This is a genomic window from Pseudomonas sp. H1_D04, assembly GCF_054683855.1.
Genome location: NZ_CP162826.1, coordinates 3,440,897 through 3,465,548, shown reverse-complemented (window position 1 = coordinate 3,465,548; position 24,652 = coordinate 3,440,897). Strand labels below are relative to the sequence as shown.

Below are 24,652 nucleotides of genomic sequence, written 5' to 3'. Positions count from 1 at the left end.
GGGGCAAGCCCCCTCTCACATTTTTAACCGAGCTTGCCTCGGTTCAGGCGTTGCCCGCCAGCTTCAGGCGCGCCGCCTGGGTGAAATCCAGCATGCGCTTGAGCGGTCGAACAGCGTGAGGAATCACCGACGGCTCGACGAAAATCTCATTGCTGCCCTCACGCAGGCACTGCAACGTGCGCTCCAGCGTGTTCATCGCCATCCACGGGCAATGCGCGCAACTGCGGCACGCCGCGCCGTTACCGGCCGTGGGCGCTTCGACGAAGACCTTGTCCGGGCACAGCTGCTGCATCTTGTAGAAGATGCCGCGGTCGGTGGCGACGATAAAGGTTTTGTTCGGCAGTCGTTGCGCCGCAGCGATCAATTGGCTGGTAGAACCTACGGCATCCGCCAGTTCGATCACCGCGGTCGGCGATTCCGGATGTACTAGGATCGCTGCATCCGGGTATAGCGCCTTCATGTCTTCGAGCTGCTTGGACTTGAACTCTTCGTGGACGATGCAGGCACCGTCCCACAGCAGCATGTCGGCACCGGTCTGACGCTGGATGTAAGTGCCCAGGTGCTTGTCCGGTCCCCAGATGATGGTCTCGCCGTTGTCCATCAGGCTTTCGACGATTTCCAGCGCGCAGCTGGAGGTCACCACCCAATCGGCTCGGGCTTTGACCGCCGCCGAGGTGTTGGCATACACCACCACCGTGCGCTCGGGATGCTGGTCGCAGAACGCCGAAAACTCATCGACCGGGCAACCAAGATCCAGGGAGCACGTGGCTTCCAGGGTTGGCATGAGGATGCGTTTTTCGGGGGTGAGGATCTTGGCGGTCTCGCCCATGAAACGCACACCGGCGACCAGTACGGTCTTGGCCGGGTGGGCGGCGCCGAAGCGGGCCATTTCCAGGGAGTCGGAGACGCAGCCGCCGGTTTCTTCGGCCAGGGCCTGGATCACCGGATCGCAATAGAAGTGGGCAACCAATACCGCGTCCTGAGCTTTCAGCTCGGCGGCGATGGCGGCACGCAGGCTCGCCTCTTCATCGGCGCTGAGGGCCTTGGGCTGCTTGGCGTCGAGGTGGGCTTGAACCAGTAGGCGTTCAGATATCTGCGTCATGTTCGCAAGACCTGCAGGCGCAGTAGCGCGAAAGTCGAGTGTACCACCGGCTCTGGAGCCCTTCGGGCGCCGCCGGACGAAGTGATTGTGTTCATCAAGCACGGCTAAAAGTGAAGCTGCGCAAGGCTACAGAATATCGAATGGATTCAAAAGCCTAATCTGGCTTTTGACGCGTTCGATTGTCCGACAAAAAAGGGTAATGGCACATTGACTCTCCCCCTCAGGGGAGGGTTTACGCTGCGCCGCCTTCACACATCACCTCAAGCAAATGGCCCCTCAGCGCCACTGCTTAGCCCCCCATTCACGCGTTATAGGGAGATAGCCGATGAACAATCCATTGGACTTGAACAGCGTCATTACCACTACCCGCGAAATCCTCGCGCAGCTGTTGGTGATGGACCTCACAGAGGTGAACGAACACAGCAGCATCGTCGAGGACCTCAATGCCGACTCCCTGGATATCGTCGACCTGAGTTTTCAGCTGGGTCGCCATTACGGCTGCACATTGCCCAAGACCAGCGTGCTGGACCATGCGGTTGCGGTGTTTGGCGACGTGAGCGAGCTGGTCGAAAAAGGCCGTATCACCCAGTCCGGCGTGGACCTTCTGGAGCAAAGCCTGAGCGCATTTGCGCCCGGCCAATTGCGTCCAGGCATGCAGCCGGCAGATGTGTTCGCGGCCACGACCGTGCGCAATTGGGCCGAACAGTGCTACCGGATGTTTGACCACTTGCCCGCCACCTGCCCTGAGTGCAACGCCGAGCAGGCACGTCTCAATGAGCGTCGCCAAGTGGTGTGCGGCGGTTGCAGTGCGCGACTGACGCCGCTGGAAGGCGACGAAATTTCTCGCCAACTGGTAGAGCAGTTTGCCGCGTCCCGTTTGCCAGAAACGGCCTAGGAGTTTTTCATGGGGCCGCGAGAGGTTTTAGTCACAGGCTACGGGCTGGTAGCGCCCACGGTACTGGACGCTGCAACGTTGTTTTCGCAGATCAGCTCCAAGCGGTCGTGCATTCGTCAACACCCGGTGTTTGCCGAGCTGGGTTTTGCGGTAAACGCCGCAGGTTATATCGATCACGATCAGTGGCACGCCATTGGCGCTCAGGTTGCGGTGGGCGCCACGCCACTGCCCCGTCAGTGCCTGCTCGCGGAGTTTGTTGCCAGGCAAGCGCTCCAGCAGGCCGGCCTGGTTCCCGCGGACTTCTCCCGCGCGGCCAGCGGTGTGTTCCTCGGCGCCAACAAGCATTGCGTGAGCCGTGACCTGCAAGAGGCCAGCCGCTATATGGACGACGCCGGCAGCGTCGACCTTGATCGCTACTTGGATCAGCACACACTGGCGGGCGGCCCGTTTGCTCGACGGATTGATCAGCAGACTTGGCACATCGCCAACCTGCTCGGCATTCGCGACCATATCAGCACCCATTCCGATGCCTGCGCGGCCGGCACCATGGCGATCGGCAGTGCGTTTCGCGCCATTGAGCGCGGCGAGATCGACTTGGCCATCTGTGGCGCCGTTGAGTTGATGGCCCATGAACTGTCCTATTACAGCTTCGACGGCCTCGGTGCCATTTGCCAGCGGGCCGACCTCACTGCCGAACAACAGAGCCGCCCGTTCATGAACGACCGCTGCGGTTTCGTCCTCGGCGAAGGCGCGGCAATGATCGTGCTGGAGTCCAGGGAACATGCCGAACGACGCAAGGCCAGCCCGATCGGCCGCGTCCTGGGTTACGCCAACTATTGCGAAGCGCAGAAAATCACCTCCAGCAGCCGCGATGGCAGCCATTACGCCCACTGCATGCAAGCCGCCATCGCGAATGCCGGCTTGGACTGCGACGCCGTCGATCACGTCAATACCCATGGCACCTCGACCCAGGCCAACGATCGCAGTGAAGCCCTGGCGATTGAGCGGGTATTCGGCACCGCCGTGAGCACGATGACATTCACCGCCAACAAATCGGCCATTGGCCACTCCCTGGCGGCCAGCGGCGCCATTGAGGCGGTGCTGTCACTGATGAGTCTGCAGCAAGGCGTGCTGCTCCCCACCCTTAACTATGACCCGGCAAATGCCGAGTTCCCTGAGTTGAACTTCCTGACCGAAGCCCAGCAACAGCCCATCAAGGTGGTGCTGTCTAATTCGTTCGGTTTCGGCGGCGTCAACAGTTCGCTGGTGTTGGGAAATGCATGAAATGAACAGCCTCCAGACAAAACCCGTCTACTTGATCGCTGCGTCGGTGTTCAACCACGCAGGCACTGAGTGCGCCGATTTACATGGTCCGGTGCGGGCCGCCCAGCCGTTGGATTTTGCCCCGGACCACCTGGCCTATCCCGTGACCGTACCGCGACTGCCCACAACGGTGTTCGACCGCAAGATTCAACGCAGCGTCGAACCTCAGGGCGCCCGTTTGCTGTATTGCGCCGGGCAGCTTGCCGGCCCGTTGAATGACTTGCACCTGCCTGGCGAGCGCGTGGCGCTGATGGCCGCCATTCCGGAAGTGGACGGCCCCAGTTCCTGCTGGGAAGCCGTGCAGGCCATCGCCGAACAACCGGACGCACTGCTCGCACAACTCTTCGCTTATACCCCGCCGCTGCACGCACTGATGATGCTCAACAGCAGCGTCATGGCCTATGTAGCCGAGGCGCTGCACTGCCGTGGCCCGATGGGCGGTTTCTGCTCACAGGGAAATGCGGGAGTCGATGCGCTGATTGAGGCGTTCGAACACATCGCCGGTGGCCGAGCCGACGCCGGGGTTGTGGTCAGCAGTAGCCCGAACCTCTCGCCCGCGCTGTACCTGCGCGACAGCACCGAACAGCCTGCACTCCCGGCGCCGGATCGTTATGGGGAAGGCGCAGCGTGCCTGTTGCTGACGTCGTGCACGCCAACCCACGGCGCCTTGCGCATCGCCGGGTTCGCCCGTGGTTACAGTGCTTGCCCCGAACGCTCGAACGCCGTGGCGCACAAGGTCATCCAACAAGCATTAAGCCGAGAGAAAGTAGGTTTGCGCGACGTAGCACATGTCGTCGCCGCGCCGGACACCCCCTTCCTGCCGCTTCTGCTCGCAGACACCCAGGCGACGCTTCACAGCTCCCGGCCCATGACCGGCGACCTGGGAGCAAGCGCCCTGTTGACTGAAATCGCCCTGACCCTTCACGACCAGCGCGATGGGTACACATTGCTGCTCAATCACAGCCGTGCGGGCCATTGGGGCGCCGTATTACTGGCCAAAGAAGCCATGGAGAAACAGGCATGAGCCCACCAAGGATTGTGATAACCGGCCTGGGTGCCGTGACCGGTTTCGGTTTCGAATGGCAATCAATGTGGGCGCAGATGCTGCGCGGTGAGCACTGCATCCGCCCATGGCAACCCGAAGGCGTGGCCGACGGTAGCTTCCCGGTGCGTTACGCCGCGCCAGTAGACACCCGCCAACTGCCGGACTACTTGAAAGGCCATCGCGCCTGGCAGATGCCCCTGGAAAAACGCAGCCAGTTGGGTTGGGTGGCGGCCAGCCAAGCGATCACCGACAGCGGCCTGAGCGCCGCACAACTGCGCGATGCGGCCGTACTGTGCGCGTCCGGCGCACCGGCCCACAACATTCAGGACATGCTGCTGACCGTGTCCGGCGAGCAGCAGGCTTGCCCTGCATGGCGCCACTTGATGGCCAAGGCTGACCAGGTCAGTGCGGCCCACTCGCTGTGCCAGAGCAACGACCGGCTGGCCAGGGTGATCGCTGACGACAGCGGTTGCGAAGGCCCGGTGATCAACATCAGCAGCGCCTGCGCCGGGGCGTCCCAGGCCATCGGGAATGCCTTCCAGATGATCCGCCGGGGTGAAGTCGACGTCGCTGTCGCCGGCGGGGCCGACTCGGTGTTGAGCCTGGACACCATGACCGCGCTTTACCTGTTGGGCGCAGCCAGCAGCGAGCAACGCTGGGGCGAAGGGCTTTGCCGTCCATTCGATCGCCATCGCAGCGGCCTGGTTGCTGGCGAAGGCGGTGGTTTTGTAGTGCTCGAAACCCTGGAGAGCGCCCTTGCCCGTGGCGCCGTGCCCTATGCCGAAGTGCTGGGGTTTGGCAGCAGCCTGGACGGCTACAAGGTCACCGCACCCGACCCGCAAGGGCGAGGCGCCGCCCTGGCGATGCAGACGGCCTTGCACGATGCCGGCATCCGCCCGCAACAGGTGGACCTGATCAACGCTCACGGCACGTCCACCCCGCTCAACGATGCCGCCGAAACCCTGGCCATCAAGTCGGTATTCGCCCAGGACGAGCACTATCGACGGCTGGCAATCAGCGCCAACAAGTCCCAGTTCGGGCACTTGATCGCCGCCGCTGGCGCACCCGAGTTCATCGTCACCGCACTGGCCTGCCAGCACGACCGGATTACCCCGACCCTCAACCTGCACAGCGCCGCCGACGACTGTGATCTGGACTACTGCGCCCATCAGACGGTCAACCGCCGAGTTGACGTGGCGCTGAGCAATTCATTCGGCTTCGGTGGGCTCAATACCTGCCTGGTGCTGGGCAAATACCAGGAGCACGCACAATGAGTGCCGCACAAACACCCATCGCTATCGCCGGCAGCGGCTGTGTCCTGGCCAGCGGATGGGGCGTGGACGCGTTCTGGACTGCGGCCTGCGAGTCGCGCAGCGGGATCAAGCCCTTGCGCTCCTTGCAGTTTCACAGCGAGCGGGTTACGGCCTTTGGCCAGATCCACTATGACGATCATCAACGCAGTCGTCAGGACCTCGCGCAGAACCTGCAACGCTACTGCACGCCCGCCGTCATCTGGGGTGTCAGCGCGGTTCGTCAGGCACTGGCCGATGCCAACCTGACACCCGGTGCAGACGGCCTGACCTATGGGCTCTATTGCTGCCAGGGTGGATACACCCACCCTTCTCTGGCGTCCTACGGCGAATTGCTCCACGAATGCCGCCAGGGCGAAGGGGCAGACATGCACCTGCTGGCCCGACGTATTTTGCAGGAGCGGGCGCAGGATCCGTTCCTGGTGCTCAAGGGCCTGAGCAATATCCTGCTGGGCGTGACCAGCCTGGCGCTCAAGCTGGAGTGTGAATGCAACGCCTACATGCAGGGCGTCTCCGGCAACCTGGCAGCCTTGCGTGAAGCCTGTGCCGCCTTGCAGAGCGGGCGCATTGATGTCGCGATCATTGTCGGTGCGGGCAGCGAACTCGATGCCCTGGCACTCAGCGCCTTGGTACAGGCCGGCACCATCAGTGCGGACGGCTCGGAGACCCTGCGAGCTTTCGACGCGCAAGGCACGGGCGGTATCGCGGGTGAAGGCGCGGCAGCCCTGGTGTTGCGCCGTCGCGAGGATCTGGGGGATGAACCCCAGGTCTGCCTGCAAACAATGACCGCCCATGTCTCTATCGAGGCACTGAACCTGCCAGACCAGCCAACCGATCTGCTGGTGTGCACTGGCACCGGCACGCCCGACAAAGATCTGCAATTGAGCCACGTACTGGGCCGCACCGGCGGCGCCCACATCACCAGTGGCGTGCCGGTGACCGGCCTGCTCAGTGCGGCTCCCAGCCTGGCGGACCTGATCCTGGCCCGCTGCGCCCTGCTCGCCCAGCGTGTGCCACCGATTGCCGGGCTAAGCCAACCCGTGGCCGCGCACCTGCCCTTTGTGATGGGCGCTCCCTATTCAACGACGCTCACCGATTGCCTGGTGCTCAACCGCGACGACAACGGTTTCAGCGCTTGTTACCAATTGAAGTACAGCGAGCAGGCCAATAACGCCTGACGTTTTTTGTACAACACCCTCCTCTTTTATAGGACATGGATGTGATGGATTACCGTGATTTTGTTCGCCCAAAGTTTGTAGATCTGCTCCAGGCCCTGGGGCTTGAGTGTGAGTTCAAACGCGCACTGGGCAGTCAATTGTTCTACCGCAACCGCAAGGGTGACGAGGTCACCGTGACGGATTTTCTCGGTGGCTATGGCGCGGCGTTGTTTGGTCACAACGACCCGCAGTTTGTCGAACAGCTCTGCACACTGTTGCGCAATGACGTGCCCTTTAACGCCCAGATGTCGATCCGCGGCACGGCCGGAGCCCTAGCACGCGCGTTGAGCGAAGCCTTCAATCGCGAGCTGAAGAACAACGAACAATACATTTCGACCTTTTCCAACAGTGGTGCCGAAGCGGTCGAAATTGCCGTCAAACATGCCGAGTTTCGTCGTCAGAAAAACCTGCAACGCCAGTTCGACGAACTCGACTTTACCCTGGCCCAATTGACCTCCAGCGACCGCGCCTACCGCGAAGTGGATGTCGCTGACCTCGACTTGCCGGCAGGCCTGCTGCCCGCGCACCTGAACACGGCCACGGTGCGCCAGGTGGTTGAAGCGGTTCGCCAGCACAACCTGGCCGAATTACATGTCGAGCCGGTCTTTGTCGCCTTGCGCGGCAGTTTTCACGGCAAACTGGTCAACACTGTGCAACTGACGTACGGCCGCCAGTATCGCCAGCCGTTCGCGCGTTTCGGCCTGAACGTGGAGTTCATTGACCCCCAGCAACCCCATCAACTCCAGGAGCTGCCCGCGCGCCACACCCGACATTGGCTGAGCCTGCAATGGAGCGGGGATCAACTGCTGGTCAAGCGCGATGCGTTCAGCGCGATCACCGCCGTACTGATGGAGCCGATCCAGGGCGAAGGCGGCATCATCGAATTCTCGACTGATTTTTACCGGGCGTTGCGTCGCCTGTGTAACGAGCAGCAGTGCCCGTTGATTATCGACGAGGTGCAGTCGGGCTTCGGACGAACCGGCACCTTCCTGGCCAGCAGTCACTTCAATCTGCAAGGCGATTACTACTGCCTGTCCAAAGCGCTGGGCGGTGGCCTGATGAAGATCGCGGCCACCGTGATTCGCAGCAGCCACTATGAAAAAGACTTCAGCTATATCCACAGCTCGACCTTCGCCGAAGACGATGCCTCCTGCCACATCGCCCTCTCGGCACTCAATCGTCTGTTTGCCGATGACCAAGCGATGCTCAAGGACGTGCACACCAAGGGCGAATACCTAAAGGCCTCACTGCTTGAGCTCAAGGCGGCCTACCCAGGGGTGATCGCCGATGTGCGGGGCCGCGGCCTGTTGCTGGGCTTTGAGCTGCACGACCAAAGCGCCAACAGCTCGCTGGTGCAGGCTTCAGCCCAGTACAACGACGCCTTGGGTTACCTGATTGCCGGCTACCTCTTGCAGTTTGAAGCCCTGCGCGTGGCGCCTTCGGGCAGCAACTCCAATGTGATCCGCCTGGAGCCGCCCGCCTGCATCACATTCGCCGAGATCGACGGGCTGATCAAAGCCCTGCAAAAGGTCTGCGACATGCTGCAACGCGGAGATGCGTTCCCGTTGGCCGCTACCATTTGCAATGACCTGATCCCGGCGGTCGCGCCGCGCGACACCGGCTTCCAGGTCAACGCCCTGCCCAACGCCCCGCAGGACACCCCCATCGTCGCCCGCGTGGCCTTTATCAATCACTTGATCGATGCCGACATCCTCGGTGATGTCGATCCCTCACTCGGCCAACTGAGCACCGAACAAAAATGTGTGTTCATGCAACGCACCGCACCGGAACGCCGGGCGGCCCCCGTGGGCCCGGTGGTGATCCGCTCGAAGCTGGGCATGGCAGTGGAGTTCACGTTGTACCCACTGTGCATGGACTCCAACGCCATGGCGGACTACATCATCAGCGGCGATCTCGACGTGATTCGCAAAGAAGTCGGCAATCGCATCCTGGACGCACGCGCCGATGGCTACCGCGTTGCCGGGTTGGGGATGTACACCTCCATCGTGACCAACAACTGCCAGGCCCTGAAAATTCCGGACATGGCGCTGACGTCCGGTAACGCCTTGACCATCGGCATGGGCCTTGAGGCCATCGAGCAAGGCTGCAAACAACAGGGACTTGAGTTGCACGCACAAACGGCAGCCGTGGTCGGCGCGGCCGGTAACGTGGCGTCGACCTATGCGTCGCTGCTGTCAGCCGCTGTCGACCACGTGATCCTGATTGGCAGCGGCCGCGATGGCTCGCTGCGCCGTCTGGAAAAAACCGCCCATCTGATTTACGCCGACGCGGCCCGCTCGATTCTCAAGGGCACGGCCAGCGACGACTTGCTGGCGCAGCGCCTGCTCGACATCGACGGCATTCACGCGCTGATAAAGGACTTCGGCAGCAGCTCGCAGTTGGGCCTGCAGGTCTCGCGCCTGGTGCAAGAACGCCTGGGGGCCAACGCCTTCATTACCGTCACCGATGACCTGCAAGCACTCAAGCGCGCACGCATCGTGCTGTGTGCGGCAAACGCAGCGCAGCCGTTTCTCGACGCTGGGCATTTCGCCGAACACAGCGTGATCTGCGACATCGCCGTGCCGCTGAACGTTGACCAAGCGATCGGCACCCAGCGCAGCGACGTGCTGTACATGCACGGTGGCATTGTCCAGACGCCGTTCGACGACGGGCTCGCGCCGAATGTGCGGGCCTACCTGAAACAGGGCCAGTTGTATGCCTGCATGGCCGAGTCGGTGCTGATGGGGCTTGCGGGAATTACCCAGCATTACTCCTACGGCGACATCAGCCGCGAACAAGTGCAGCAGATTCGTGCGTTGGCGGCGATCCATGGCTTTGGCCTGGCGCAGTTCAAGACCCACAACTCACTCTAAGGAACGGCCATGACCACTAAAACAGCGGTAGTCACCGGAGGCAGTCGCGGCATCGGCAAAGCGGTTGTCCTGGCACTGGCCGAGGCCGGCTACCGGGTTGCATTCAACTACGTGCGTGACGAAGCGGCGGCCCTGGCGGTGCGCGATGAAGTCGAAAAGATGGGCGGCGAATGCCTTACCGCGCAGTGCGACATCAGCGACGCGCACAGCATCAAGGCGTTTTTCGAACAGGTTGAACAACACTTCGAACGCATCGACCTGCTGGTCAACAACGCCGGGATTACTCGGGATGGTTTGCTGGCAACGCTCTCGGTCGAGGCCATCAGCGAGGTGATCCAGACCAACCTGATCGGCACACTGCTCTGCTGCCAACAGGTGGTGCCCGGCATGATGCGCCAGCGTCAAGGCTGCATCATCAACCTGAGTTCGGTGGCGGCGCAAAAGCCTGGCAAAGGCCAAAGCAGCTACGCCGCCGCCAAGGGTGGTGTGGAGGCGCTGACACGTGCCCTGGCGGTCGAGTTGGCGCCGCGCAATATCCGCGTCAACGCGGTGGCGCCGGGGATCGTCAGCACCGACATGACCGCCGCCTTGCTCGAAACCCACGAGCAGGAGGTCCAGTCGCGTCTGCTGATCAAGCGCTTTGCCGTGCCAGGGGATATCGCCGAGGCCGTGCTGTACCTGGCCGACCGCGCCACCTATGTGACCGGCGAAGTGTTGTCGGTCAATGGCGGGTTGAAAATGCCATGAACGCATCTCGAACTTTTTTGATTTCCGGTGCCGCCAACGGCATCGGCCGCGCAGTCGCGGAACACTTCGCCACCGACGAAGCCCATCGCCTGATCCTGGTGGACCGTGACCTGGCCCAGCTACAGAGCTGGGTCGGCAACGGGGCATTTGCCGCAAGCATCGAAACCCATGGCGTCGATATCGCCGACCTTGCGAGCGTGCAAGCGTTATTCAACGACCTGTCGGTGCGCCTCGGTTACATCGATGTCCTGGTCAACAGCGCCGGTGTCTGCAACGAGAACGAACCGGAGGACTTGGACAACTGGCACAAGGTGATTTCGGTCAATCTGAACGGCACCTTTTATGTCACTTCGCTGTGCCTGCCACTGCTGGCGGACCGAGGGCGAATCATCAATTTGTCGTCGATCCTGGGCCGCATCGGCAAGGTCCGCAACACCGCTTACTGCGCCTCCAAGCACGGCATTATCGGCATGACAAAAGCACTGGCGCTGGACCTGGCACCGCGCCGGATTACCGTGAACGCGATTTTGCCAGCCTGGATTGATACGCCAATGCTTCAAGGCGAATTGGCGACTCAAGCCAGTATTGCCGGAATCAGTCAGGAGCAGATCCTGCGCAATGCCAAGAAAAAGCTGCCGTTGCGCCGTTTTATCCAGGCTGACGAAGTCGCCGCCATGGTGCGTTACCTGGTCAGCCCGGAGGCCTCCGGCGTCACGGCCCAGAGCCTGATGATCGACGGCGGCGCCGGGTTGGGGATGTAGCCATGAACACAGCATTGCTCACACGCAGCCTGTTGCTTGGCCTGATATCGCTGGCGCCACGCCTGGCGGGTGCGGACCTGCTGCCGACCCATGCCGACGCGGAAGTGGGATTGGCCAGTGCCCTGCGCTTGCACGGGGATGATCCGGTCACGCAGAAAGCGGTGTATTTCAAGGCCAACCTGGAAGACAACTGGGACAGCGGCTACTACAAGGCCAAAGGCCGGGTACGCTACGACGCGCGCTATGACGGGCATAACCCTTATAGCCAGGAGGCACGGGATGACTACCGTTTCAGTGCCGACTGGCGGCATCTGTATTGGGGCCATTACCTGGGTGACGGTGAGGTCACCGTGGGTTGGCAGCAAGTCGTCTGGGGCCGCGCCGATGAGTTGCGGGTGTTGGACCAGGTCAACCCTATCGATTACCGCGAAGGCGTGACGGCCTTGCTTGAAGACAGCCGCATCGCGGTGCCAATGGTGCGTTTGACCCAACCCGTGGGCGAGTGGGAAGTAGAAGCCTTGTGGATAACCGACTTCCTGAAAAACCAGGCGCCGGCCCAAGGCAGCGAATTCGACGCTCCGTTGTTCGCAGTACCGGACCCGAACCTGTTCCTGGTCGGTTCAAAGCCGGACTACAGCGGGCACAAGGGGTTCTCCTATGGCATGAGCGCCAACGGCAGGATCGGTTCGGTGGACGCCAGCTTTGTCGCCCTCAACGCCCGCCAGCAAGACCCGGTGTATGCCGTCGAAGGTATCGCTGACGATCAGCGCGTGGTTCTGGAGCGCCAGTTCCCCCGCTACAGCATGGGCGGTGCCGGCCTGGCGATCGACGCCGGCCACAGCATCGTGGTGCGCAGTGAGGTGGCCTACTTCGACCGCTGGCACGTCACCAATCCGTACCGTAACCACGGCAGCAGCCAGAGCCCGATGGTCAAGTCCTTGCTGGGCGTGGACTACCTGCTGCGCAACTGGCTGATCTCCGTGCAATGGCAGGAGCAGCAATTGCTCGACTGGCAGCAGGGCATGGTGCAGGACAAACGCGAGCCGCTGTTCACGCTGTCCGCCGAAGGCACCCACCTGCGTGACCGCCTCAAATCCCGCCTGGTACTGGCGATGTCCCCTCCCGCCAAGGACGACGCCTTGCTGCAAGGCATCTTCACGTACACCCCCGTGGACTGGCTGAAGCTGGGGCTGGAGGTGGATGTGTTTTTTGGCAAAGAAGACCGCACGTTTGGCCAATACAGCCAGCGCGACCAACTGCGTGTGTCGGCGGGTTATCTGTTCTGAGCCCCGTTCCGACCTCAATAAAAAACCACTTCAAGAAAAGGAAATTTCTATGTTGCCGCCCCTCAAGGTCCTGACCGCCAGCCTCCTGATGCTCACCAGCATGGGGGCACTGGCCGCCCCGAACGCCGACGAAATCATTCGTCAGGCCCGTGACCGCAATGACGGCAAGAGCTTCATGTCGCAGGTTTCGCTGATCCTGCTGGACAAGCAAGGCAACAGCCGGGTGCGCGAGTTCAGCTACCTGCAAAAGGATTACCCGGACAGTGACAAGTTCACCATGTACTTCTCGGCCCCCAACGATGTCCGCAACGTCGCCTTCCACATCGAAAACCCCCACGAAGCCCTGAGTGCCGAGGACAGCCAATGGATGTACCTGCCGGTCAGCCGGCAAACCCGCCGGATCTCGACCACCGACAAGCGTGGCGCATTCATGGGCAGTGATTACTCCTACGCGGATTTGGACAAGATCCGGGCCGACGACTACAGCCAGACACTGGTAGGCGAAGAGACCATCAACGGGCGTGAATGCTACGTCATCGAGCGCACGCCGGTGTCTGCGCAGATCCTGGCCAAAACCGGCTACAACCAACTCAAGGTCTGGATCGACAAGCAGAACAGGCTGGTCATGCGTCAGGATTTCTTCGACGTCAAAGGCGTGATGTTCAAGCAGATGCGGACGCTGAAAGTCGAGACAGTCGATCAGATCGACAGCATCACCCTCAGCGAAACCGAAGACTTCATCGCCGGCACGCGCTCCCAACTGAAGTTCAACCAGTTGCAGTACAACGTCGAACTGGACGACTGGCTGTTCAACCAGACCGCGATCAAACGCGGCCTCAAAACTGGCGACCTGCCTGAATTTGCCGTCTCCGCTCGCTGAATACTGCGCCTGCCTTTCGTGGAACCGATTGAACTATGGAACGATACCCTGAACTTCGTTGAGCGCTATGCGCGCACGATTGTATTTGTGCTGGTGGCGATCACGGCCTACTTCACCTATGCCCTCGGCTCGCTGATGTCGGACACCAATCCCTATTTGCTCAAGGAAAGCCATCCAGCGCGAAAAACCATTATTGAACTGCAACACGAGTTCACCGGCACCTATGACTCGGTCATGGTGGCCCAGAGTAATGCGCACAGTGTGTTTAACACTCAGTCGCTTAACGCCCAGTTCGAAATCTCCCAGGCCCTTCGCCGGCTGATGCTGGCCAATGCCGACGATGAGGTCGAGTTGCGCCGCATTGTCGGCAAACACGAAAGCGACAGTCGCGCCCAACTGTTGGCCAGCGATATCCTCGGCGATGGGTTCAGCCAGAACGATTACGCCCAAGCCAAGGCCCTGCGCGATCACGCCCGCAGCCAGGGCTGGGAGGAACGCGATCAGCAGTTTCTAGCCTTCCTGGCAGAACGGATCAATCCGATCCAGGAAATGGCCTCGATGGCCGACCTGGAAAACATCAGCCTGAGCGCCGACGGCGAACTGTGGATTCACAAGACACTGCACGCCTTGGACATGGACCCGCAACTCGTTGAAGCCCAGATCATGGGCAATGAGCAAATGGTCGGTGGAGTGGTTTCCCCTGACAGGAAAGTCGCGGTGGTGGTGGCCGAGTTAGGCACCAAGCAAGACGATGCTCAGGCGCAACTGCGGGCTTACCAACAGGTTCGCCAGATCGTCGCTGACTACCAGAGCAAACATCCGCAGTTCACCGATGAAGTGTTCATCGCCGGAACCCCGATCTTCATCGCCGCCCAACAAGAGATCATCGATCACGACCTGGCGCTGCTGTTTCCGATCGTGTTCCTGCTCGTGACCTCCATGCTGGTGTTCTTTTTCCGCAAGCCCTTGGGCGTGTTCCTGCCGCTGTTCAATATCCTCTTCTGCACGATCTGGACGCTGGGGCTGATGGCATTGTTGAAGGTGCCCATCGACCTGCTTACCAGTGTGCTGCCGGTATTTTTGTTCACGATCTGCTGTGCCGACGCGATACACGTGATGGCTGAGTACTATGAGCAACTCAATGCGGGCAAGACGTACCGCGAGGCCAACCGCGAGACTATGCGCCGCATGGTGGTCCCGGTCGTGTTGACCACCGTGACCACCATCGCCACGTTCATGATCTCCACCACCAACAACATCGTCAGCATCCGCAATTTCGGGGTATTCATGTCCATCGGGCTGACGGCCGCGCTGATCATCTCGCTGCTGTTGATTCCGGCGTGGATTTCCATCTGGGGTAAAGACCAGCCGTTGCGTAAAACCGTACACAAAGAGTCGATTATCTCGCGCTACCTGGTGGCTTTTTGTGCCCGCCTGATCCGCTGGCGAAAACCGGTGCTGTTGGTCAGCTTGCCGATGTTGGCGCTGATGACGGTGTTTACCTTCATGGTCGATATCGAAGACTCGGGCATCGCTTACTTCAAGAAAGACAGCCCGGTGCGTGTTTCCGATGAGTTCATCAACCGCTCACGGATCGCGGGCACTTCCCCTGGCTGGATTGCGTTCGATACCAAGACTCCGCGTGGCGCGCTGACCACTGAGACCGTGCAGTTCCTCGACAAACTCGACCACTTTCTCAAGTCCCAGCCCAACGTCAGCTATACCTATTCGGTGGCGGCCTACGTCAAGCGCATGAACCTTGTGCTCAATGACATGAACCCCGAATACCTGCGAGTACCGCAGGCCGTGGAGCAGGTGACGTCAGTCAACGATGAGGGGCAGGCGGAAACCTTTGAAGTCGACGGAAACTCGCTGATCGAGCAACACATCATGATGTTCGAGAACGGCGGCGGCTCAGACTTGCAGAACGTGCTCAATGCCGACTACTCCAAGGCCTTGACGCTCTACACCATGACCTCTTCGGTGGCCAGCGACTACAAAGACATGCTTGATCGCCTGGACGCCTGGCTGTTGGTGAACAAGCCGGCCAACCTGCAGGTTACCCATGCCGGTACGCCGAAAATCTGGACCGGCATCCTGGCGGAGATCACCCAGGGCCAAGTCCTGAGCTTCTCGCTCGCGCTGCTGGTGGTCACGCTGATGATGATGTTCTGGTTGAAATCCGTCCGGCTGGGGATTCTGGGCATGCTGACGCTGCTGACCACCTCGGTGACGGTGTACGGCTTTATGTACCTGCTGAACATTGAGCTGAACATTGGCACGACACTGGTAACGTTCCTTGTAGTGGGCGTGGTGGATTACGCGGTGCACCTGCTGTCGCGTATCAAGTTGCTGGTCCAGGAAGGTATCCACGTGGACGAGGCGATTTTGACGGCGATGCACAGTGTCGGGCGTTCGACGGTGGTCAACGTGGTGATTTTCTCCGTAGGTTTCCTGGCCCTGCTGTTTTCCGCCTACAAGCCGGTCATTGACTTGGGCACGCTGGTCGCGCTGGCTCTGTTCTCCAGCGGTGTGATGACCATTTTGTTAGTAACGCTGATATCTCCGTGGTTCTTCGCAGCCATTGTGCCCGAGCAACGGGGAGATGAACGCGAACACCCAGAACGCCAGGGCGCTTTGGGATAGACGCTGAAGAGGACGCCGCCGGCCATATCCATTGAGCACCCACGGATTGCCGGCGTTTGCGAAGCGCACACACCGCTTCATGAGATTGTGCAGCACGTTCGTTCAGGCCGTTTTGGACAGATGTTCAAACTGGCATTGGTACTGGGCGTCCTTGAGGCTGCTTTCGAACTGTTCAAGGCCGTCGTAGATGCTTTGCAACCCTTCGATCTGAGTCTTCAGTTCCAGCTTTTTATCCGCAATGGCCTGGTTGGCCAAATCCCACGGCAGCTCCTGGCCGCGGTGATCCTGAAGGATCGCCTGCATTTCCTTGAGTTTGAAGCCAAGCTGCTGCGCGCATTTGATGAACGTCAGCAGTTCAACGCTTTGCTGGCTATAGACCCGGTACTTACCTTCGCGCGCAGGCGGTGGCAGCAAACCAATGTCTTCATAGTGGCGGATGGTCTTGACTGTCGTGCCCGACAGCTGGGCTGCTTTGCCGATATACATGTAAAAGTCCTTTTTTATGGCACAGACGGGGGGTGCGCACTTTGGCGCGCCGCATCTTCACACATGTGTGCGGCGTCTGAAACCCGACAGTGTCAAAAGGCTATGCAGTGGCAGAGATGAAGCAGGCATCGCCTGTTGCAAGGCGATGCTGTACAGCGGTGTGTCAACGAGCAGCGATCTCCTGAGCTTGCTTGAGCCAAGCTTGCCGCTGGGAATCGCCGGAACCGAGGATCGGCCCGAACGTGAGGGTCTTCAACGGTTTGATGCCGCAGAACTCCAACGTGGTCTTGCGCATCTGGTGCAGCCCCGGCATGCGATAGAACCATTTGTAGTACCACGGCGGGGTATCCATCGTGACCAGCAGGTGAGCGGTGCGCCCCTTCAAGAGCTTGTCGGGAAAGGCTTTGCCTTCGCGGTACTTGAAGGCGAAACCGGGAAGGAATATCCGATCGAAAAAGCCTTTCATCAAGGCCGGAATCCCTCCCCACCAGATGGGATACACAAACGCCAGGTGCTCAGCCCATGTGATATCGGCCTGCGCCTTGAGCAGATCAGGCTCCAAGAGCTGAACCTGCTTGTAGCCATCGTGCAGCACGGGATCGAAGCGCAGCGCATCCAGCCGTAACAGACGCACCTCATGCCCCGCACGTGTAGCCGCCTCCACATAAGTGTCGGTCAGTGCTCCACAGAAACTGTCGGTTGAGGGATGCCCCAAAATCACCAGAACTCGCTTACTCATCATCACTTCATCCTGAAAGTTGAGCGTTCAGAATAGGGTGTGCCCGTAACGGGAGAGTCAACAGGGAGGTTTGCCAAATGCTGGTATAGCCGGGTGCATTGCGCACCGGCAGGTAAGCTCCAAATCGCAGGCAAAAAAACCCGGAAATCCTCACTTACGTGGGCCTTCCGGATTTTCTAAACCGCCAAAAATGGTGGGTCGTGTGGGATTCGAACCTACGACCAATTGGTTAAAAGCCAACTGCTCTACCAACTGAGCTAACGACCCGCTGTGTGGTGGCGCGTATAATACTGATTTCTAAGGATTATTCAACACCTTATTTGAAATAAATCAGAAATAACGCGTTGGGTCCGTAATTCCGGCCATTTTGAAGCCCTCTGCACGCAGCCGGCAGCTGTCACATTTCCCACAGGCACTACCGCCTTCGTCTGCCTGATAGCAGGAAACAGTCAGCGCGTAATCGACGCCAAGTCCTACGCCAGCCTTCACGATATCGGCCTTGCTCATGTTTTGCAGCGGCGCCTGAATACGAAACCCCTGCCCTTCTACGCCGGCCTTGGTCGCCAGGTTGGCCATGCGCTCGAAGGATTCGACGAACTCCGGACGGCAGTCCGGGTAACCGGAATAATCCAGCGCATTGACGCCGATAAAGATGTCGCGGGCGTTAAGCACTTCGGCCCAGCCAAGGGCCAGGGACAGGAACACTGTGTTGCGTGCCGGTACGTAAGTGACCGGGATGCCTTCCGAGGGTTCTTCTGGCAGGTCGATGGTGTTGTCGGTCAACGCCGAACCCCCCATGCCGCCTAGATTCAGGCCAACCACCTTGTGCTCGATCACACCGAGGTCGCGGGCGACACGCGAAGCCGCGTTCAACTCGGCGCGGTGACGCTGGCCATAATCGAAGCTCATGGTGTAACAGCTATAGCCTTGCGCTCGCACCATGGCCACCAATGTGGCGGAGTCGAGACCACCGGACAGCAGAATGACTGCGCGCTTTTGATCAGTCATCTCAGCGCCCCGGCTCGTCGTTCCACAGGTATTTATGCAGCTGCAATTGCAGGCGTACGGGCAAGTTATCGGCAACCACCCAGTCGGCCAGATCGCGTGCGTTCAGGTCATGGTGGCTGGGGGAGAACAGCACTTCACCGGCACGGCGTTCGAGGCCGTACTGGATCAACTTGGAGTTAGCCCAGTCGTAATCCTCACGAGAACAGATGACAAACTTGACCTGATCGTTGGGCGTCAGCAGTTCGATGTTCTCGTAAAGGTTGCGGTGCGCTTCCTTGGAGCCTGGGGTTTTGAGGTCTAGCACTCGGCTCACACGCGGGTCTACCGCGGAGATATCCAAAGCACCGCTGGTTTCCAGGGAGACTTCGTAACCGGCATCACACAACTGCTTGAGCAAAGGAATGGCGTTGGGCTGAGCCAGGGGCTCGCCGCCTGTCACACAGACGTAACGCGGCCGGTAGCCGGCAACCTGCTCCAAAATGTCTTCAAGGGTTCGAACGGTGCCGCCACTGAAGGCATAGGCGCTGTCACAGTATTGGCAACGTAACGGGCAGCCGGTCAGGCGCACAAATACTGTGGGCAGGCCGGCGGTGCGTGTTTCACCCTGTAACGAGTAAAAAACTTCGGTGATGCGTAATGTGTCTTGCATAGTCGCCACGGGCGTAACAGCTAAACAGGCTGTCCGCCTCCGTCAGGCACTTCAAGGAACCCCGCCAACGCGTAGGCCCCAGGAAGCGGGTGTCATAAAAGGGCGTGGATTCTAACGAAAAAACCCGCGCCAGGCGCGGGTTTCTTCTAAACGGGCAGCATCGCTTACAAGCGCTGCAGATCCCGTTGAGCCAACTGTGCAGCAGAAGTGCCCGGATATTGGGCAACGACCTGCTGCAGAATGCCTTTGACCTTGTCGGTATGACCCAGGCGGCGCTCTACGTCAGCGAGTTTGTACAGCGAATCCGGCACCTTGGCGTGCTTGGGGTACAGCTGGCTCACCTTGGCAAATGCCTGGCCCGCCCCCTGCAAATCACCCTTTGCCAGGTTCACCTCGCCCAACCAGTACTGGGCGTTGCCCGCGTACTGGCTGTTTGGGTATTTGCGCAGGAAGGCGGTAAACGCCTGGCTGGCCTTATCGAAATCCTTGGCTTTGATCAGGTCGAAGGCTGCATCGTAATACAGCTTTTCCTTCGCAGGATCACCCGGTTCACTGCTGGCGGCAGGGGCTTGGCTCGCGGCCGCGGCCCCTACTGCTGCACCACCGGCAGCGGCGCTTGGCGCGCCACCGGCAGAAGAATTATCAGGAGTAGCGGCAGGTGTAACGCCGGCTCCTATGCGTCGATCAAGATCCTGGTAACGCTCCAGGCCTTCTTGCTTCAGCTGACGCACTTCATTCTGCAGAACTTCAATGGTGCCTTGTTGCTGCGCCAATTGATCCTGCATGCGTTGCAGCTGGTTGAACAGTTCGCCCTGTGCCGAAGGGGCGGACGTAGCCGCCCCCCAGCATAGGCGCCGTTCGTGCCATAACCTGCTGGCGGATAGCTGCTCCCGCTATTGTTATAGCCAGAGTTGCTATCTTCCACAGGAACCGCAGCCCACACCGCAAGCGGTGCGAAGCTGAGAGCCAATACAGTTAGAGCACGACGGCACGTTCGCATGACGAATTACTTACGCAGTTCGACGCGACGGTTTTGAGCCCAGGACTGCTCGTCGTGGCCAGTAGCAACTGGACGCTCTTTACCGTAGGAAACCAGTTCCAGTTGGCCTGGAGCAACACCTTGCAGTACCAGGTAGCGCTGAACGGCTTTCGCACGACGCTCGCCCAGTGCCATGTTGTACTCACGAGTACCACGTTCGTCGGTGTTACCTTCCAGAACAACGCGAGCGCCGTTAGCTTTTAGGTCCTTCGCGTGAACGTCCAGAGCGCGCATGGCTTCTGGTTTCAGGTCCGAACTGTCGTATTCGAAGTAGAAAGTGGTGATAGCGCGCAGAGCAGCTTCTTCGCTCAGGGAGCCGTCAACTGCACCAGTGTTAGCGCCGTAACCAGCGTTTGGATCAACAGCTGCGCCTTCACCGGCATTGTCGCCGCCTTTAGACGAGCAACCAACGGCTACGGACAGAGCCAGAGCCAGAGCAGCAAACTTACCAAACTTCAGCATTTCCATCGTGAAACTCCTAATGAACCCCAGTGTGTTAAGTACTTCTTTTTGTAGCGCCGCGTCAGTTCAGGTAAGGGGACCAGGACGGTTCTCTGACTTCGCCTTGAGCGGTAGGAAGCGGGAGCCTCACGCGTCCATTAATGGACACGAGCATCAAGACTCCCCGGCCCTGCTGGCGGGTGGCGTAGATTACCATGGTGCCGTTGGGCGCAACAGTAGCTGACTCATCAAGGTTGGTATCTGTGAGGATTTTTACGGTTCCACGCTGCAAATCCTGGGCCGCAACCCGGAAATTAGTGAAGCCATCCTGACGGTGAATCATCACCAACGTCTTTTCATCAGCCGAAAGCTTAGGGTTAGCGTTGTAGTTACCAATAAAGGTCACTCGTTCCGCGCCGCCACCACTAATGCTCGATTTGTAGATTTGTGGCTTGCCGCCCCGGTCAGAGGTGAAATAGATGGTCGAACCATCCTTGCCCCAGAACGGTTCAGTATTGATACCCGGGCCACTGGTAACACGATTGATCTGGCGCGAAGCCATGTTCATCACGTAGATATCCGGGTTGCCGTCTTTAGACAGCACGAATGCCAGGCGCGAACCATCCGGCGACCAGGCTGGCGCACCGTTGAGGCCTTCGAAGTTGGTGATCTGCTCACGACGACCAGTATCGATGTGCTGGACGAAAATGCGCGGACGCTTCTGTTCGAACGACACGTAGGCAATGCGCTTGCCGTCCGGCGCAAAGCGCGGCGACAGGATTGGCTCACGCGATTGCAGCAACGTCACGGCACGTGCGCCGTCGTAGTCCGAGCGCTGCAGAGTGTAGCGGGTGTTATCTACAGAGAAACGCTCAGCCGTTACGTAAAGCAGGCGTGTCGAGAACGCCCCTTTGATACCGGTGAGTTTTTCAAACGACTGGTCCGAGATGTAGTGGGCCATGTCCCGCAGTTGTTCGGTGGTGCCCGAAACGCTGCCGGTCAGGACCTGTTGCTCGGTGGCCACGTTGAACAAGGTGTATTGGATTTGCAGGCGACCGCCGGCCGGCACGATGTTGCCGACCATCAGGTACTGGGCGCCAACGGCTTTCCAGTCACGGAACACGACTTCGCTGGCCTGGTTCGGCTGGCTGATCATGTTGCCTTTCGGAATCGGCGCGTAGTAACCGGAGTTGCGCAGGTCGTCGCTGACGATCTGGGCCATGTCGTCCGGCAGCACACTGCCGCCCTGCCAACCGAACGGTACAACAGCGATCGGGGTGGCCCGGTCGCTACCGCTGGTTACCAGGATGTTCTTTTCATCCGCCGCCGCTATCCCTGCCATACAGCAAATAACGACAAGCATTCCTCGAAGAAGGTTTCTCACAAGGCTAGATCCTCAGGTGTGAATGTCATCTTGAATGAACGATAGGGAGCGAAGTCGCTTGGTTTCATTCCCTGCATCTCGGTCAACCGGCCAATGTTCTTGACTGCGGCAACCGCCGAACTGTCGAACGAACCATCACCACTGGACTTGGCCACGCTGACCGAAGTCACCGTACCGTCCGGCAACATGCCGATCTGCAGCACTACTGTCATGCCTTTGCGCGCCGAAGGTGGACGTGTCCAGCCTTCTGCTGCCCGTGCCCGAATCAGGTCGTCGAAACTGCCCGCGACTTCATCACCACGCTCATCGGCCAAGGCTTGCTGACGCTGCGGCGTGTCGGAGAGCAAATCTGCCAAGGCCTGGGCCTTTTTCTCTTCGGCGGATTTACGCGCTGCTTCCTGGGCCTTTTTCTTGGTGGCGTCGGCGGCAGCTTTCTTCTTCGCGTCGTCGGCGATCTTCTTCTTCGCCTCGTCTGCTTCAGCTTTTTTCTTGGCGTCTTCGGCGGCTTTCTTCTTCGCGTCTTCGACTATCTTTTTCTTGGCCTCTTCAGCTGCCTTTTTCTTGGCCTCTTCTTCGGCAGCTTTTTTCGCTTCTTCTTCAGATTTCTTCTTGGCTATATCAGCCAATTGTTTCTCTTCAGCCTTTTTAGCTTCGGCAGCTTTCTCGGACTTCTTGGCTTCATCAGCCTTTTTCGCCTCGTCGGCCTTCTTCGCTTCGTCAGCCTTTTTCGATTCCTCGGCCTTTTGAGCCGCCTCTTCTTTCTTTTGTTCCGCAGCAGCCTTCACCGCTTCCTGCTCGACCTTCTTCTGTTCCATCTGTTCGACTTCAGTCTGGCGCGCAGCCGACTTCTGGGCCTCACCCGCAATCTTCTGATTGGTCTGGGTGGTGGCCTGACTTTTCGATTTCAGCTGATACAGGGTCGCCTGCACGATCGGCTTGGCTGGCGGCAAGTCCGGGGTCATGGCAAAGCTGACGAACAACATGCCAAACACCAGGACGTGCAGGGCAATTGCCCAGACGCTAGGCCAGAAGTAGCTTTCCGAGGCGGACGGCTCTCGCTGTTGCTGCATCAGGGCGCCTCGGTAATCAAGCCAACGTTACCGACGCCGGCCTTCTGCAGCCCGCCCATGGCGCCCATGACGGAGCCGTAGTCGACCGACTTGTCGCCGCGAATGAAGACCTGGGTGTGCTTGCCGCCTTCGTTGCCGGAGCGAATGATCTTGGTCACAGCATCAGTCATCGCCGGCAGGGTCAGAGCCTTGTCCTGCTGCTTCTGGGTGTCGACTTCGCTGCCAAGGTTCCAGTAATAGGTCTTGTCAGCCTTGATCGAGATGGTCAAGACCTGGGTATTGTTGTCCTGAGGCAAGGCTTCGCTGGAAACCTTGGGCAGATCAACCTTCACACCCTGGTTGAGCATCGGCGCGGTCACCATGAAGATCACCAGCAGCACCAGCATCACGTCGATGTAAGGCACTACGTTCATCTCGGCGACCGGCTTGCGCTTGGTTCGAGCTCGAGTGATTAAAGCCATCGGGGAGTACCTGCTTATTCTTCGCTGGTGTGCACTTTACGGTGCAGGATCGCCTGGAATTCATCGGCGAAGGTGTAGTAACGGCCAATCAGGTTCTCGCCGCGCGCGGCAAAACGGTTGTAGGCGATAACAGCGGGGATAGCGGCGAACAGGCCGATCGCGGTAGCGATCAGAGCTTCGGCGATACCTGGGGCCACTGTGGCCAGGGTAGCTTGCTGGGCCTGGGCCAGACCTCGGAAGGAGTTCATGATCCCCCACACGGTACCGAACAGGCCGATGTACGGGCTGACGGAACCAACGGTGGCGAGAAACGGCAGGCTCTGCTCCAGCTTCTCTTCTTCACGGGAGATGGCGACGCGCATGGCACGAGCCACACCTTCCATCACTGCTTCCGGATCAACACCCGGCTGCTGACGCAGACGCGAGAATTCCTTGAAGCCGGCACGGAAGATTTGCTCCACACCCGAATCCGGGTCCGGGTTGCTGCCGGCCTGGCGGTAGAGCTTGGACAGGTCGATACCCGACCAGAAGCGCTCTTCAAAGCTCTCCAGGGCACGTCGACCGGCACGCAGCAGGTTGCTGCGCTGAAAAATCATGACCCAAGAGGTAACCGATGCGGCTACCAGGATCAGCATCACCAGTTGAACCACAACACTGGCATTGCTGACCAGGCTCCACATGGAGGAATGGTCGACGACGGTAGGTTCCACGCTAAATCTCCTGCTTTGATTGTTTACCCGCGCCGCTCACGGCGGCAAAGGCCGCACGTAGAGTTTCGGGAATGGCCCGAGGTTTCAAACTGTTGGTGCGTACACACGCCACCAGGAACTGCCCCTCACAGAGCAGCGTTGCATCCGTTGCCCGCCTGACCTGCTGCTTGAAACGCAGGCTGGCACGGTTCAATTCGATTACTTCAGCGCTAACCAGAAGCTCGTCGTCCAGTCGCGCCGGCGCGTGGTAACGCGCCTCGCTGGAGTGCACGACGAATAACAGGTCCTCCCCTGCCAGCTGGGATTGGGCAAAGCCCAGCTCCCGTAGCCGCTCGGTTCGAGCCCGCTCCATGAACTTGAGGTAATTGACGTAATAAACGATGCCGCCGGCATCGGTGTCCTCGTAATAAACGCGACAGCGATGTGCGAACGACTGATCCCCGTTTTGCGCGCGCATACTCTAGTGCTTACTCCTGAGGTTGCCAATCCGGCTGGGCAACTGTTTTTTCATTCTTTGAAACATTTGCAGTGACTGAATGACGACGCCAGACACTGGGACAGCACAAACATCGAATAAATC

21 protein-coding genes, 1 tRNA gene and 2 pseudogenes are annotated in these 24,652 nt (G+C 59.6%); 11 read left to right on the top strand and 13 right to left on the bottom strand.

The genetic code is table 11. From position 1 onward, the window contains the following. Nucleotides 1-43: 43 nt before the first annotated feature. The gene (gene nadA / locus AB4N82_RS16025) at nt 44-1,102 is read right to left on the bottom strand and encodes a quinolinate synthase NadA (RefSeq protein WP_032890946.1); all 1,059 of its coding nucleotides are present in this window, start codon (nt 1,100-1,102) and stop codon (nt 44-46) included. Nucleotides 1,103-1,427: 325 nt separating this feature from the next. On the opposite strand from nadA, the gene AB4N82_RS16020 reads away from it, so the two are divergent. The 11 genes and pseudogenes from AB4N82_RS16020 to AB4N82_RS15970 all read left to right on the top strand — a co-directional run bounded on the left by AB4N82_RS16020 (nt 1,428) and on the right by AB4N82_RS15970 (nt 16,085). Next, the gene (locus tag AB4N82_RS16020) at nt 1,428-1,997 is read left to right on the top strand and encodes an acyl carrier protein (RefSeq protein ID WP_032890945.1); all 570 of its coding nucleotides are present in this window, start codon (nt 1,428-1,430) and stop codon (nt 1,995-1,997) included. Between the two features lie 9 nt (nt 1,998-2,006). Further along, a complete protein-coding gene (locus AB4N82_RS16015; protein ID WP_099602772.1) occupies nt 2,007-3,281 on the top strand; it encodes a beta-ketoacyl-[acyl-carrier-protein] synthase family protein in 1,275 nt (424 codons plus the stop codon). Between the two features lies 1 nt (nt 3,282). Then, on the top strand, nt 3,283-4,344 hold the full coding sequence (locus AB4N82_RS16010; protein ID WP_241089467.1) for a beta-ketoacyl-[acyl-carrier-protein] synthase family protein: 1,062 nt from the start codon (nt 3,283-3,285) through the stop codon (nt 4,342-4,344). Continuing rightward, on the top strand, nt 4,341-5,639 hold the full coding sequence (locus tag AB4N82_RS16005; protein ID WP_122763793.1) for a beta-ketoacyl-[acyl-carrier-protein] synthase family protein: 1,299 nt from the start codon (nt 4,341-4,343) through the stop codon (nt 5,637-5,639). The genes AB4N82_RS16010 and AB4N82_RS16005 overlap by 4 nt, the downstream gene beginning before the upstream one ends. Then, nucleotides 5,636-6,853, top strand: a complete 1,218-nt coding sequence (locus AB4N82_RS16000) for a beta-ketoacyl synthase N-terminal-like domain-containing protein (RefSeq protein WP_460102175.1) — start codon at nt 5,636-5,638, stop codon at nt 6,851-6,853. Before AB4N82_RS16005 ends, AB4N82_RS16000 begins: the two co-directional genes overlap by 4 nt. 44 nt (nt 6,854-6,897) lie before the next feature. Then, entirely contained in the window at nt 6,898-9,765 is a 2,868-nt protein-coding gene (locus AB4N82_RS15995; RefSeq protein WP_122763795.1) for an aminotransferase class III-fold pyridoxal phosphate-dependent enzyme, read from the top strand. 9 nt (nt 9,766-9,774) lie between these two features. Beyond that, a complete protein-coding gene (locus AB4N82_RS15990; protein WP_032890939.1) occupies nt 9,775-10,512 on the top strand; it encodes a 3-oxoacyl-ACP reductase family protein in 738 nt (245 codons plus the stop codon). Beyond that, nucleotides 10,509-11,273 carry an SDR family NAD(P)-dependent oxidoreductase gene (locus tag AB4N82_RS15985; protein ID WP_122756135.1) on the top strand — a complete coding sequence of 255 codons (765 nt, stop codon included), beginning with the start codon at nt 10,509-10,511 and terminating at the stop codon, nt 11,271-11,273. The genes AB4N82_RS15990 and AB4N82_RS15985 overlap by 4 nt, the downstream gene beginning before the upstream one ends. 2 nt (nt 11,274-11,275) lie before the next feature. Then, the gene (locus AB4N82_RS15980) at nt 11,276-12,559 is read left to right on the top strand and encodes a DUF1302 family protein (protein ID WP_122763796.1); all 1,284 of its coding nucleotides are present in this window, start codon (nt 11,276-11,278) and stop codon (nt 12,557-12,559) included. Nucleotides 12,560-12,608: 49 nt separating this feature from the next. Next, a complete protein-coding gene (locus AB4N82_RS15975) occupies nt 12,609-13,439 on the top strand; it encodes an outer membrane lipoprotein-sorting protein (protein WP_032890933.1) in 831 nt (276 codons plus the stop codon). 35 nt (nt 13,440-13,474) lie between these two features. Further along, nucleotides 13,475-16,085: pseudogene (locus tag AB4N82_RS15970) on the top strand (efflux RND transporter permease subunit). A gap of 102 nt (nt 16,086-16,187) precedes the next feature. On the opposite strand, the gene AB4N82_RS15965 reads toward AB4N82_RS15970, so the two are convergent. The 12 genes and pseudogenes from AB4N82_RS15965 to ybgC all read right to left on the bottom strand — a co-directional run bounded on the left by AB4N82_RS15965 (nt 16,188) and on the right by ybgC (nt 24,529). Then, a complete protein-coding gene (locus AB4N82_RS15965; RefSeq protein ID WP_032890929.1) occupies nt 16,188-16,571 on the bottom strand; it encodes a MerR family transcriptional regulator in 384 nt (127 codons plus the stop codon). Between the two features lie 163 nt (nt 16,572-16,734). Then, nucleotides 16,735-17,313, bottom strand: a complete 579-nt coding sequence (locus tag AB4N82_RS15960) for an NAD(P)H-dependent oxidoreductase (RefSeq protein WP_032890927.1) — start codon at nt 17,311-17,313, stop codon at nt 16,735-16,737. A gap of 188 nt (nt 17,314-17,501) precedes the next feature. Next, nucleotides 17,502-17,577: transfer RNA gene (locus AB4N82_RS15955), tRNA-Lys, on the bottom strand. Between the two features lie 63 nt (nt 17,578-17,640). Continuing rightward, entirely contained in the window at nt 17,641-18,318 is a 678-nt protein-coding gene (gene queC, locus AB4N82_RS15950; RefSeq protein ID WP_122763797.1) for a 7-cyano-7-deazaguanine synthase QueC, read from the bottom strand. A gap of 1 nt (nt 18,319) precedes the next feature. Further along, nucleotides 18,320-18,967: a 7-carboxy-7-deazaguanine synthase QueE gene (gene queE / locus AB4N82_RS15945; protein WP_095185762.1), complete on the bottom strand. Its 648-nt coding sequence runs from the start codon at nt 18,965-18,967 to the stop codon at nt 18,320-18,322. Nucleotides 18,968-19,131: 164 nt separating this feature from the next. Further along, nucleotides 19,132-19,967: pseudogene (gene ybgF / locus AB4N82_RS15940) on the bottom strand (tol-pal system protein YbgF). Nucleotides 19,968-19,973: 6 nt separating this feature from the next. Beyond that, nucleotides 19,974-20,474, bottom strand: a complete 501-nt coding sequence (gene pal / locus AB4N82_RS15935) for a peptidoglycan-associated lipoprotein Pal (protein WP_003209827.1) — start codon at nt 20,472-20,474, stop codon at nt 19,974-19,976. Between the two features lie 55 nt (nt 20,475-20,529). Beyond that, nucleotides 20,530-21,810: a Tol-Pal system beta propeller repeat protein TolB gene (gene tolB, locus AB4N82_RS15930; RefSeq protein ID WP_032890919.1), complete on the bottom strand. Its 1,281-nt coding sequence runs from the start codon at nt 21,808-21,810 to the stop codon at nt 20,530-20,532. A gap of 17 nt (nt 21,811-21,827) precedes the next feature. Then, nucleotides 21,828-22,901 carry a cell envelope integrity protein TolA gene (gene tolA, locus AB4N82_RS15925; protein WP_032890917.1) on the bottom strand — a complete coding sequence of 358 codons (1,074 nt, stop codon included), beginning with the start codon at nt 22,899-22,901 and terminating at the stop codon, nt 21,828-21,830. Next, a complete protein-coding gene (gene tolR, locus AB4N82_RS15920) occupies nt 22,901-23,353 on the bottom strand; it encodes a protein TolR (RefSeq protein ID WP_160384999.1) in 453 nt (150 codons plus the stop codon). The genes tolA and tolR overlap by 1 nt, the downstream gene beginning before the upstream one ends. A 23-nt stretch (nt 23,354-23,376) precedes the next feature. Beyond that, the gene (gene tolQ / locus AB4N82_RS15915; protein WP_032890916.1) at nt 23,377-24,072 is read right to left on the bottom strand and encodes a protein TolQ; all 696 of its coding nucleotides are present in this window, start codon (nt 24,070-24,072) and stop codon (nt 23,377-23,379) included. A gap of 1 nt (nt 24,073) precedes the next feature. After that, on the bottom strand, nt 24,074-24,529 hold the full coding sequence (gene ybgC / locus AB4N82_RS15910) for a tol-pal system-associated acyl-CoA thioesterase (RefSeq protein ID WP_032890914.1): 456 nt from the start codon (nt 24,527-24,529) through the stop codon (nt 24,074-24,076). Between the last annotated feature and the right edge of the window lie 123 nt (nt 24,530-24,652).